Annotated in this window: 15 protein-coding genes; 2 read left to right on the top strand and 13 right to left on the bottom strand. The window is 58.6% G+C overall.

The annotated features are described in order from the left end of the window. Positions 1-5: 5 nt before the first annotated feature. Entirely contained in the window at positions 6-941 is a 936-nt protein-coding gene (alsB, locus tag K7H21_RS25860) for a D-allose transporter substrate-binding protein (RefSeq protein WP_004127900.1), read from the bottom strand. A 60-nt stretch (positions 942-1,001) separates the two neighbouring features. Then, entirely contained in the window at positions 1,002-1,889 is an 888-nt protein-coding gene (locus K7H21_RS25855) for a MurR/RpiR family transcriptional regulator (RefSeq protein ID WP_004127904.1), read from the bottom strand. Positions 1,890-2,253: 364 nt separating this feature from the next. Here K7H21_RS25855 and rpiB point away from each other — a divergent pair, with 364 nt between their 5' ends. Next, positions 2,254-2,703 (top strand): bifunctional allose-6-phosphate isomerase/ribose-5-phosphate isomerase RpiB, encoded by a 450-nt coding sequence (gene rpiB / locus K7H21_RS25850; RefSeq protein ID WP_004137473.1) that lies wholly within the window; start codon positions 2,254-2,256, stop codon positions 2,701-2,703. A gap of 69 nt (positions 2,704-2,772) precedes the next feature. After that, positions 2,773-3,105, top strand: a complete 333-nt coding sequence (gene yjdP / locus K7H21_RS25845; RefSeq protein ID WP_004127911.1) for a DDRRRQL repeat protein YjdP — start codon at positions 2,773-2,775, stop codon at positions 3,103-3,105. Here yjdP and K7H21_RS29105 read toward each other — a convergent pair. The 11 genes from K7H21_RS29105 to phnF form a co-directional block, all read right to left on the bottom strand. After that, entirely contained in the window at positions 3,099-3,323 is a 225-nt protein-coding gene (locus tag K7H21_RS29105) for a hemolysin XhlA family protein (RefSeq protein WP_224326683.1), read from the bottom strand. The two genes, yjdP and K7H21_RS29105, sit on opposite strands and share 7 nt — an antisense overlap. 259 nt (positions 3,324-3,582) lie before the next feature. Next, positions 3,583-4,341, bottom strand: a complete 759-nt coding sequence (gene phnP, locus K7H21_RS25835; protein ID WP_142447067.1) for a phosphonate metabolism protein PhnP — start codon at positions 4,339-4,341, stop codon at positions 3,583-3,585. Positions 4,342-4,354: 13 nt separating this feature from the next. Beyond that, on the bottom strand, positions 4,355-4,918 hold the full coding sequence (phnN, locus tag K7H21_RS25830; RefSeq protein ID WP_004127921.1) for a ribose 1,5-bisphosphokinase: 564 nt from the start codon (positions 4,916-4,918) through the stop codon (positions 4,355-4,357). Continuing rightward, positions 4,918-6,054, bottom strand: coding sequence for an alpha-D-ribose 1-methylphosphonate 5-triphosphate diphosphatase (gene phnM, locus K7H21_RS25825; RefSeq protein WP_223035456.1), 1,137 nt, complete (start codon positions 6,052-6,054; stop codon positions 4,918-4,920). Before phnM ends, phnN begins: the two co-directional genes overlap by 1 nt. After that, positions 6,051-6,737: a phosphonate C-P lyase system protein PhnL gene (gene phnL / locus K7H21_RS25820; RefSeq protein WP_004127927.1), complete on the bottom strand. Its 687-nt coding sequence runs from the start codon at positions 6,735-6,737 to the stop codon at positions 6,051-6,053. Before phnL ends, phnM begins: the two co-directional genes overlap by 4 nt. Positions 6,738-6,843: 106 nt before the next feature. Continuing rightward, the gene (phnK, locus tag K7H21_RS25815) at positions 6,844-7,602 is read right to left on the bottom strand and encodes a phosphonate C-P lyase system protein PhnK (protein ID WP_004127931.1); all 759 of its coding nucleotides are present in this window, start codon (positions 7,600-7,602) and stop codon (positions 6,844-6,846) included. After that, positions 7,599-8,447: an alpha-D-ribose 1-methylphosphonate 5-phosphate C-P-lyase PhnJ gene (locus K7H21_RS25810; protein ID WP_004127934.1), complete on the bottom strand. Its 849-nt coding sequence runs from the start codon at positions 8,445-8,447 to the stop codon at positions 7,599-7,601. The genes phnK and K7H21_RS25810 overlap by 4 nt, the downstream gene beginning before the upstream one ends. Beyond that, the gene (locus K7H21_RS25805; RefSeq protein ID WP_004127936.1) at positions 8,440-9,504 is read right to left on the bottom strand and encodes a carbon-phosphorus lyase complex subunit; all 1,065 of its coding nucleotides are present in this window, start codon (positions 9,502-9,504) and stop codon (positions 8,440-8,442) included. Before K7H21_RS25805 ends, K7H21_RS25810 begins: the two co-directional genes overlap by 8 nt. Then, positions 9,504-10,088 (bottom strand): phosphonate C-P lyase system protein PhnH, encoded by a 585-nt coding sequence (gene phnH, locus K7H21_RS25800; RefSeq protein ID WP_004127938.1) that lies wholly within the window; start codon positions 10,086-10,088, stop codon positions 9,504-9,506. Before phnH ends, K7H21_RS25805 begins: the two co-directional genes overlap by 1 nt. Further along, on the bottom strand, positions 10,085-10,537 hold the full coding sequence (phnG, locus tag K7H21_RS25795) for a phosphonate C-P lyase system protein PhnG (protein ID WP_004097867.1): 453 nt from the start codon (positions 10,535-10,537) through the stop codon (positions 10,085-10,087). The genes phnH and phnG overlap by 4 nt, the downstream gene beginning before the upstream one ends. Continuing rightward, the gene (gene phnF / locus K7H21_RS25790) at positions 10,538-11,263 is read right to left on the bottom strand and encodes a phosphonate metabolism transcriptional regulator PhnF (protein ID WP_049114407.1); all 726 of its coding nucleotides are present in this window, start codon (positions 11,261-11,263) and stop codon (positions 10,538-10,540) included. Between the last annotated feature and the right edge of the window lie 142 nt (positions 11,264-11,405).

The raw sequence follows: 11,405 nt of genomic DNA, 5'->3' as shown, positions 1-11,405 counted from the left end.
CAGACCTATTTCGTCACCAGAATGGAATCCACCAGCGTAAACTGAGGGGCTTTATCCAGCGGGATCACCTTGCCGCTCTTCTCGGCATCGACCATCAGCTTCAGGCCCGTCGCGCCAATATCTGCCGGGTTCTGCGCGATAGTGGCGGTCATCTGTCCGGCTTCGACCATTTTGCGCGCTTCCGGAATACCGTCGGTACCGACCACCAGCACCTTGCCGGTTTTGCCGGCGTTGGCGACGGCCTGGGCGACGCCCATCGCCATGGTGTCGTTGGCGCAGTAAATCGCTTTAACGTTCGGGTTACGCTGCAGCACGTTCGTGGCGACGTCCAGCGCTTTAATACGGTCCCAGTCGGCGGGCTGGCTGGCCACTAGCTTGATCTGGCTCGCTTTTTTGAAGGCCTCGGTGGCGCCATTGCGGCGAGCTTCACCGGAGGCGTTACCGGCTTTACCTTCGATAATCGCCACTTCGCCGCCTTCCGCACCCAGCTTGTCGATAATAAACTCCGCGCCTTTTGCCCCGACAGCCACGTTATCGGTGGTGACAAAACCTTCAACGTTGCCGCCGGCTTTCTTCAGGTTATCCATATCGATTTTTTCATCGAGGTTGACCAGATAGATGCCTTTTTTCCAGGCTTTGGCCACCGGCATCACCAGGTTTACCGAGGAGAGCGGCGCAAAGGCGATACCTTTGTAGTTTTTGTTGCTCAGGTCTTCAAACAGCTGCAGCTGCGACTGAAAATCCCCTTCAGAAGGAGAAGCAAAAATATCGACGCTTACGCCCAGCGTTTTGGCTTCGTCTTCAATCCCTTTTTTCATATCCACCCAAAACGGATTGGATAAAGTTTTTAAAACCACAGCATAATCGGCGGCGGCAAAGGCGCTGGTGGATAACATTACGCCCATGAGCGTGCCGCTGAAAAGTTTCAGATATTTATTCATGGCAGTATTCTCAGTGTAGGATACAGTTATATTGATCCCACCAACGTGGGATCGGTTTTTTTATTTAAGCGCGCCGGGTGAAAAGAAATTAACAATCGCGCCGGTTTTTCGCATATTTAAATTCGCTTGTTCAATATTCAGCTGGGCAACGGAAACAAAAAACGCATCTAATAACGTGAGTTGTAATATACGCGCTGAGGCGTTACGGCCTAATAAAGGCGTCTCTGGTGCTGGCGAACAAATAATAAAATCAGCTAATTTGGCAATCGGTGAATGATAGCTATGGGTGATACAAATAATTTTTGCGCCATTCTTTTTCGCCAGCTCCACCGCTGATTTGATATCGCTGGTGCGCCCGGAGTGCGAGACCACCAGTACCACATCGCCTTCCTTCAGCAGCGAGGCGGACATCATCATGATATGTGCGTCCGGGTAGGCCTGGCAGCGCACGCCGATGCGTAAAAACTTATGCTGCACGTCCGCGCAGATGGCGTTTGAACCGCCCGCGCCGTACAGGTCGCGCTGGTTGGCCTGGGCGAAAAAGCGCGCCGCGCGATGAATTTCGTCGACGTTCACGATCGACTGGCCTTCCATAATGGTGCGCAGGGTGATGTTGAACACCTTATTCACCACATCCTGCGGCGCTTCATCAAAAGAGAGCTCAGTCGGCAGGACCTGCTCAGACTGCGAAAAATAGGCTTCCAGCGCGCTGCGCAGATTACGAAAACCGCTAAAACCGAGCAGTTTAGAGACCTTAACGATCATGGCCTCTGACACCGACAGCGCCTCTGCGACGTCCTTAATGGCCGGCGCATCGCTCAGATTGCCGGGGGTAAGCAACCATTCGACGATGCGGCTTTCATTTTCGGTCATCCCTTCCTGCTTCATGCGAAGCCAGGGGGCAAGGCCGATACCGTTGGGGAGCGAACTGGATTCTGACTGATTCATCGCTTTCTCATTGTCCATAAAATGAAGACGTCACTATATCACCACAGGCAAAACAGAAAAGATACTATCAACTTCACAAATTTTATATTTTTATAAAGTAATGTCCGTTGTGAAGTTTAAGGGAGGTTGGTTTTTCGTTGAATTATTTATTATTTTTTAATTATCAATGAATTATGTTGTTTTCCCTGTTGATTTTAATGGGGTGGCAATTTGAGAGGAAAGAACGATGACGCTTGATTTGTGAAATTACAGCGTGTAGAACAGGCCCTGGCTGCGGTGTTTTTGACGCTTATTTGGCCGATAAATGCCGTTTAAATCACAACATAAAGCATTTTCGTAAAGTGACTAACAGGCGAGGCTAGGTATGAAAAGGATTGCAATTGGCTGCGATCATGTTGGGTTTATCCTGAAAGACGATATTGTGTTGCATCTGCGTCAGCGCGGAATGGAGGTGGTGGATAAAGGCGCATGGTCAACGGAACGTACCGATTATCCGCGCTATGCCAGCGCCGTCGCGCAGGCGGTTGCCGCCGGCGAAGTTGACGGCGGGATTCTGATCTGCGGCACCGGCGTCGGCATCTCCATTGCCGCCAATAAGCACCCCGGGATTCGCGCGGTGGTTTGCAGCGAGCCCTACTCGGCTCAGCTATCACGCCAGCATAATGACACCAACGTTCTGGCCTTTGGCGCCAGGGTGATCGGCCTTGAACTGGCGAAAATGATCGTTGATGCCTGGCTGAGCGCCGAATTCGAGGGCGGACGCCATCAGGGGCGGGTGGACGCCATCGGCGCGATTGAACAGCAGCGGATTTGAGATTCCTCCGCTACTCGCCGCGATAGCCCTTGATTAACGTAGAGCCAGCCCCCTGATGAGACTGGCTTTATGAAACGTTACTCTACTACTTTGCTTTTCTGCGCTCTTTCCTTCGCCAGCCAGCTGGCGCACGCTGATATTATTGACGATGCGATCGGCAATATTCAGCAGGCCATTAATGACGCTTATCAACCCAACGGCAACCGTTCCGATGATGAGGATTATGATGATGGGCGCTATCAGGGCAGCCGTCAGCAAAACGCCGATCGCCAGCGGCAGTATGACGATCAACGGCGACAGCTGGAAGATCGTCGCCGCGAACTTGATGAGCGTCAGCGCCAGCTGGACCGGGACCGCCGTCAGTTGGAAAGCGACCAGCGCAGGCTGGATGATGATTATTGATGCGGCGCGACCCGCGGCGGAAGTCGGGGAATTATCAGCCCCATAATCATGCCGGACAGCAGCGCCGAGAGAAGTAACAGCGGGATTAAATAGAAAAACATCGGCATAAAGGCGCCGATTGTGCCGCAGCAGATGGCCGTTATCACAACGGCCGCGATTCCCCCTGTTAATAAACGCCAAAACCAGTGGCGATAAACGTTACCAGACAGAACGGCCATAAAAATACCGGTTAACAATGCGGGCAGAAAGCCGACAATCCAGGTAAGAGATACGATCTCCGGAAGATGCCTGAAGATGCTGAAAAACGAGCTTCCCTTAGGGAAAAAAAGAAGTATCGGCAGCGGTATAAACGGCCCAAAGCCGGCAAACCAGCCGGCATGATGTAGAACTCGTCGTGTTGTGGTCACAGGATTCCCTTCAGATAGTTAAGTCCGCAGGGAAGATAGTGAGGTTAAGTGAAGAGACGATGAAGTTTGGTTAATCCAGCACAATCTCCATGCCGTCAAATCCCGCTTCAAATCCCGCAGGCAGAGAATTTTCCATCATCCATGCATCGAACTGGTGGCTGATATGGGTAAGGATCACCCGCGGGCAGCCGATGACCTCGTTAATAGCTCGCACGGTGTTGAGATCGCAGTGATTGCGTGGGGGCTGCGGGCGCGGCTCGTGGCTGCAGTCGATGATGATAAGCTGCGGTCGGTTGTTAAGCAGGAACTTGAGGGTTTTTTCCGGCAGGGCTGCGGTGTCGGACAGCCAGGCGACCCGGCTATGGGCCGATTCCAGCAGGTAGCCGAAAGTGAGCTTTGAGTGATTCAGCGGCAGCGGCGTAACGCGCAATCCCTGAAGTTCAAACATCACGAATGGCTCAACGGTATGGCTGAAATCAAGCAGGCCCGGATGCCTGAACAGGTCATCGCAGCCCTGTTCATCGGGCGGGCCGTAAACCGCAATCGCTTCGCCTACGCCCCAGCGCAGGGGGAACAGGCCCTGCACGTGATCCATATGATAATGGGTGAGCAGAAACTGCTGAAAGCTGCCGGCGGGCCACCGCTCGAGCAGATCCGGCAGCCCGGCATCGAGCAGCGTCACCGCGTTGTTGAACTTCACCGCCGCGCTACAGGGGCGACGGCGATGCGCGTCGTTGGCGCGGGCGCGGCGGCAGGCGCGGCAGGCGCAGCCGAAAACCGGCACCAGCTGCGCGCCGCCGGTGCCGGTCAAGCGGATCGTCAGGCTCATATTTTTCCTCGTCTCAGGCAATTTGCTGCTCGTGTCGGTTGCCGTGAACGCGAATCAGCGAGACCAGCGCATCCACCGACTGGCTCAGGCGGCCATCGTTATTCAGGGTCAAACATGCGCTCGGCGTATAGCGCGCCGCGCGCTCCAGCCGCTGGGCGATTTCCGTCTCGTTCTCCCTTCCGCGCTGCTCCAGGCGCTGTCGCAGCACCTCCGGCGAGACCTGCAAACAGATGGGCAGTAGGGCGTCGGCATAGCGCGTCTGCGCCTGCGCCAGGTGGGCGCGGGAGCCGTTAGCGACCACGTTAAACCCGGCGTGCAGCCACAGGTCAATCTCGATACCGATGCCATAGTAATTATTGTTAGCGTGCCAGCTAAGGGCAAACAGATGCTGCTCGGCGCGGGTAAAAAACTCATGCTCGCTGAGGGCGATATGGTTTTCACAGCCCGCGTTGTGCGGGCGGGTAATGTAGCGGTGCGCCACCAGCAGCTGGGGATGTTCTCGCTGGCGCAGCGCCGCCAGCAGGCTGTCTTTGCCGGAGCCGGACGGACCGACCAGCCAAATCAGTTTCCCTGTCATCAGAAGACCCTCTTGCCTTGCCGCCAGACGTGGTCAATATGGATATGCTCGCCGTGACGGCGCGCCAGCACCAGGTCCGCCCGCTTACCTTCGGCAATCTCCCCGCGGTCGTGCAGCCCCAGCGCCTGGGCCGGGTTTTTGCTCACCAGACGAATGGCCTGCGCGAGGGTAAAGGCGTTGCCCTCGTCGTCGGCGATGCGAAAAGCGGCATCCAGCAGGCTGGCGGGATAATAGTCGGAGGAGAGAATGTCCAGCAGGCCGCTGGCCGCCAGATGGTGGGCGGCGACATTCCCCGAGTGCGAGCCGCCGCGTACGATATTCGGCGCGCCCATCAGAACGTTCATCCCGTGCTGGCGCGACGCCTGGGCTGCGGCGATCGTGGTGGGAAATTCGGCGATGACGCTGCCAAGCTGGCGCGATTCGAGCACATGTTCGCAGGTGGCGTCATCGTGGCTGGCCAGCGCGATATTTCGCTCGCGACAGATGGCGGCGATGCGCTGCCGGTTAGGCTGAGACCAGGCCGCCGCCAGCGCCATCTGTTCCTCTTCGAATTTGTCCATCTCTTCGTTGGTCAGGTGATATTTGCCCTGATAATAGTCGCGGTATTTGCTGCGGTCGGCATACTGGCGCTGGCCAGGGGAGTGATCCATCAGGGAGACCATGCTCACCGGCTCGCGGCCAACCAGCTTCTCAAACAGCGGCAGGGTGGTGTGATGCGGCAGTTCGCAGCGAAGATGCAGCCGATGCTCAGCGCGGTTGAGGCCGCGCTTCTGCGTCTCTTCCACGGCGTTGATCATTTTTTCGAGATTTTCCAGGCGATCGCCGCCGTCGCGCACATCGCCAATAGCCACGGCATCCAGCACGGTGGTGATGCCGCTGGCGACCATCAGCGCGTCGTGGCTGCTCATCGCCGAGTGGGCGGGCCAGTCCACTTTCGGTCGCGGGGTGAAAAACTTGTCCAGGTTGTCGGTATGCAGCTCGATAAGCCCCGGCAGCAGCCAGCAGCCCTCTCCATCGATGGCCTCCGCCAGTCGGCTCTGGCTTTCGGCAAAGGCCGAAATTCTGCCGTCCTGGACTTCCAGCGAACCGTTAACCACCTCGTCTTCGAGGACCAGCTTTACGTTATTAATAATCATGCTGAAATCCCCATCGGGTGCAGACGGTCGGCGACCTGGTTGCGTGTGGCCTCGTCGTGGAAAATACCGACGATCGCCGCGCCGCGGGCTTTAGCTTCGAGAATCAACGCCACCACCGCGGCGCTGTTATTAGCGTCCAGCGAGGCGGTGGGTTCGTCGAGAAGCAAAATCGGGTAGTCGACCGCGAAGCCGCGGGCGATGTTAACCCGCTGCTGTTCACCGCCGGAAAAGGTTGAGGGGGCGAGGTGCCACAGGCGTTCGGGGACGTTCAGGCGCGTCAGCAGGCGGGCGGCTTTCGCGGCACTCTCTTCGCGCGGGGCGCCCAGTTCGAGCAGCGGTTGCATCACCACGTCGAGGGCGGAGATACGCGGGATCACCCGTAGAAACTGACTAACCCAGCCGATAGTGGTTTTGCGCACTTCCAGCACTTTGCGCGGCGTTGCGGTAACCAGGTCGACCCATTCGTCGCCGTGGCGAATATGAATGTGGCCGCTATCGGGGAGATAGTTGGCGTACAGCGAGCGCAGCAGGGTCGATTTGCCGCTGCCGGAGTGGCCGTGCAGCACCACGCATTCGCCGGCATTCACGGTCAGCGAGGCGTTGGCGAGGACCGGCAGACGCGCGCCGTGCTGCTGGTGCAGAACAAAGGTTTTATGAATATTTTCAACGCGGATGGCGTTCATTTTTAGCCTCATCGTGCCTGAATTTCCCCGGATCGCGGCGTAAACGCCTTATCCGGGCTACCTGATGCATTAACTCACGAAGCGCCACCAGGGAGTGGACATACGCTCAGTTCTGCAATACCGACGACACCAGCAGTTGGGTGTAGGGGTGATGGGGATCGTCGAGCACCCGGTCGGTTAAGCCGCTTTCCACTACCTGACCCTGCTTCATCACCAGCAGACGGTTAGCCAGCAGGCGGGCAACGCCGAGGTCGTGGGTCACAATCACCACCGCCAGGTTCAGCTCCACCACCAGGCCGCGCAGCAGATCGAGCAGGCGCGCCTGCACCGACACGTCCAGCCCGCCGGTGGGTTCATCCATAAACACCAGCTTCGGCTGGGTCACCAGATTGCGGGCGATTTGTAGACGCTGCTGCATACCGCCGGAAAAGGTGGTGGGCAGGTCGTCAATGCGCGAAGGCGGGATCTCCACCTCCTGCAACCACCTTTCGGCGGTCGCGCGAATATTGCCGTAGTGGCGGGCCCCGGTGGCCATCAGGCGCTCGCCGATATTCCCCCCAGCCGACACCTGACGGCGCAGGCCGTCCATCGGATGCTGATGTACCACGCCCCATTCGGTGCGCAGCAGGCGGCGGCGATCCGCTTCGCTCATCGCGTACAGCGAACGGTTCTGATAGCGCACGTCGCCCTGTTGCGGCGTCAGGCGGGCGGAAAGCGCCTGTAGCAGGGTGGTTTTCCCGGAGCCGGACTCGCCGACGATACCCAGCACTTCTCCCGGCCACAGCTCAAACGACACGTCGCTGAAGCCTTTGCCTGGCGCGTAGAGGTGGGTCAGATTATTGACCGCCAGTAACGGATGACTCATTTTTCCTGCTCCTCGCTCTGCTGGCGGCAATAATCGGTATCTGAACAAACAAACATCCTTTTGCCGCTGTCGTCGAGCACCACTTCATCAAGATAGCTATGGCGAGATCCGCAGATGGCGCAGGGTTCATCCCATTCCTGAACGGTAAACGGATGATCGTCGAAATCGAGGCTCTCAACTGGGGTATACGGCGGTACCGCGTAGATGCGTTTTTCGCGTCCGGCGCCGAACAGCTGAAGTGCGGGCATCATATGCATCTTCGGGTTATCGAATTTCGGAATCGGCGACGGGTCCATCACGTAGCGGCCGTTGACCTTCACCGGATAGGCGTAGGTGGTGGCGATATGGCCGAAGCGGGCGATATCTTCGTACAGCTTCACCTGCATCACGCCGTACTCCTCCAGCGCGTGCATGGTGCGGGTTTCGGTTTCTCGCGGTTCAATAAAGCGCAGCGGCTCTGGGATCGGCACCTGGAAGATCAGGATCTGATCTTCGGTCAGCGGCGTTTCCGGGATCCGGTGGCGGGTCTGGATCAGCGTCGCGTCTTCGGTGCGTTCGGTGGTCGCGACGCCGGTGACGCGTTGGAAAAACTGGCGAATCGACACCGCGTTGGTGGTGTCGTCGGCGCCCTGGTCAATCACCTTCAGCACGTCATTTTCGCCGATGACGCTGGCGGTAAGCTGGATACCGCCGGTGCCCCAGCCGTAAGGCATCGGCATCTCGCGACCGCCGAAGGGCACCTGGTAGCCAGGGATGGCTACCGCTTTCAGGATGGCGCGGCGGATCATGCGTTTGGTTTGCTCGTCAAGATAAGCAAAGTTGTAGCCGGTCAATGCGTTAGCCACGTTGATTCTCCCGTTGCAGGCGTTTAAGCAGCGCCAGTTCGGCCTGGAAATCGACATAGTGGGGAAGTTTAAGGTGTGAAACGAAACCGGCCGCCTCGACGTTATCGGCATGGGCCAGCACAAACTCTTCGTCCTGAGCGGGGCCCGCTAGCTCTTCGCCGTACTCCGGCGCCTGGAGCGCACGGTCCACCAGCGCCATCGCCATCGCTTTACGCTCGCTCATGCCGAACGTCAGGCCGTAGCCGCGGGTAAAGTGCGGCGGTTCATCCTCAGGGGCGACAAAGCCGTTAACCATTTCGCATTCGGTCATCAGCAGTTCACCGATATTGACGGTGAATCCCAGCTCTTCGGGAGCGATCTCCACCGCGACGTAGCCGCTGCGAATTTCACCGGCAAACGGGTGGTTGCGCCCGTAGCCGCGCTGGGTGGAGTAGGCCAGCGCCAGCAGGTAACCCTCGTCGCCGCGCGCCAGCTGCTGCAGGCGCGAAGAGCGCGAGCAGGGATAGACCGGCGGATGGCGGGTGATATCGTCGGGCTGCGCGTCGGTATCTCGTTCGGCTTTCGCCAGTTCTTGCTGAACCAGCAGATTAAAAACGTGCGGCGCGGCTTCCTGCGGCGCGCTATCGGTCGCCAGCGGCGGGGTTTCGCCGTTGGCCAGCAGGGTAAAATCGAGCAGGCGGTGGCTGTAATCGTAGGTTGGGCCGAGCAGCTGGCCGCCGGGAATATCTTTATAGACCGCCGAAATACGGCGCTCAAGGCGCATACCGGCGGTGTCGACGGGCTCGCTGACCGCCAGCCTTTGCAGCGTGGTACGGTAAGCGCGCAGCAGAAAAATCGCTTCAACGCTATCACCGCTGGCCTGCTTAAGCGCCAGCGCCGCCAGTTCCCGGTCGGCGATACCGCCTTCGGTCATTACCCGGTCCACCGCCAGATTAAGCTGCTGGCTAATCTGGTCAACGCTGATTTCAGGAAGCCGTCCATCGCCTCGGCGTTTCTGTTCCTGTAGGGCGTGAGCGGCGACGATCGCCTTCTCGCCGCCTTTGACGGCTACGTACATTAGCAGACCTCGACATGGGTAGTGCGCGGGATAGCCAGCAGGCGTTCACCGCAGGTGAGGATCAGATCGATGCCCAGCGGGAACGGATGCGGGCGCTCGGTCAATTCTTCAATAATGCATTCCGGCAGCTGCGGGGCGATCATCCGCTCTTCGGCGATCCCCGCGCCGGTCAGCCGCAGCATCCGGCCGCCGCTCAGGCTAGCAAGCTGGACCACCAGCGTGACGCCGGTTTCAGGGGCGACGACGGTTCCGGCGGAAAGCACGTTCAACTGCTCGGCGCTGATGGTGTCACTGGCGACGGCGAAGATCGCCTGCTGCGGCTGCTCAACCAGCGGCGCGCCGGTATGAAAGCGCAGATTCTGGCCGACGAGATCGTTATGCAGCCCCGGAGCCAGCCAGACCGGCGTCTCGTGATCCACCAGCGTCAGCAACAGGCTGGTAGAGGCGACGTTCAGCGGCTGCCAGCCGTGCTGAAGCTGTTGCAGGGAGACAATCACTCCCGGCTCGCTCATCGCCTTCAGCAGGCGGCGGAAACTGTGCTGAGCATCTTGCACAGCCAGGGTAAAGGCGGGTTGTAGTGTCATGCGTTATCTCCGCGAACCAGAGTAAAGAAGTCGACCCGGCTGGCGTTGACTTCGGCGCGTCGGGCTTCAATGCGCGCGCTACGTTGTTCTTCCAGCGGGGTTATCAGGGTTTCCATCAGGGTGTGAAAATGGTGTGGCGACTGCATCAGGGCATCGATAGCCGCGCAGCGTTCAGCGTGCGGGCGGTCGCGGCCCAAAATCCAGCTATAGCCGAGCGTTCCGTCGGCCAGGCGAATGGCGGCGCGGGTTAAGGTGGCGTCTCCGGCAAAGAATCGGTCGCCGATGCCGCCCATACGCGCCTGCAGCTGAACCAGTCCGGTTTCCGGGGCGCGAATCAGCTCATACTGCGGCGCGAGCTGCAGGGTCTGCATCCGTGCCGCCAGTTCTTGTGGTTCACTGTGGGCCAGCACGGACATCCAGCGCTGGCGGGTAGCGGTATCAAAGTGCATTCAGTGCTCCATGGTGAATTCAATCATGTCGGCGCGGGTCAGGCTGACGGAGTACTCCGTCGCGTTCTGCTCGTCCTGGCGATGATTCAGGGTGCGCACGCACAGCAGCGGCGCCATGTTGGGAATGCCGAGAATGTTGCTCTCTTTGGCCTGCGCGCGGCGGGCGCTGATTTTGGTGCGTACGCGGGTCAGTTCGATATCAAGCCGGTCGCGCAGCAGGTCATGGAGAGAGCCGTGGGTAAAGGTTTGCAGAACCGGCCACAGTCGCAGGTCGGTAAAGTAGTGGTCTATCAGGCACAGCGCGACGCCGTTAACGCGGCGCAGGGTGCGCAGGTGGATGACGTTATCGCCTTCATTAATGGCAAACGCCTCAGCAACGTGGCTACTGGCCGGGCGTAATACCGACAGCAACTTCTCGCTGGTCGGATGGCTACCCTGTTCGAGAAGATTCTGGCTAAAGCGGGCCTGAGCATTGAGTGGATAATCTATCGGGCGCATCAGAACCAGCACGCCGACGCCCTGGCGGCGCTGGACCCAGCCGCGTTCGACGAGCTGATCGATGGCCCGGCGCAGGGTATGGCGGTTAACTTCAAAGCGGGTTGCCAGCTGCTGCTCGGCGGGAAGATAGTCGCCGCAGCGGTAGTGATGGCGAAGCTCTTGCTCAAGTTTGGCGGCAATTTCCTGATATCGTGTCGGGTAACTGGTCGGATGTCTGGATAAGTACATGTCAATCGAACCTCACTATAGACATGAAGGAGTTTCCCTCTGAGCGTGGGCCGATCCTGACGGTTTTTTGTTACATTTCGGTTAACTCATGATGACCGGGGGATGAAGAGTTAATGCCGATGGGATGACAGGGAGAGGGGGA

The sequence above is a fragment of the Klebsiella sp. CTHL.F3a genome, assembly GCF_019890895.1.
GTDB classification, from domain to species: Bacteria; Pseudomonadota; Gammaproteobacteria; order Enterobacterales; family Enterobacteriaceae; genus Klebsiella; species Klebsiella grimontii.
Note: the sequence above shows the minus strand (reverse complement) of the source record. Positions and strands in the feature narration are given on the sequence as shown.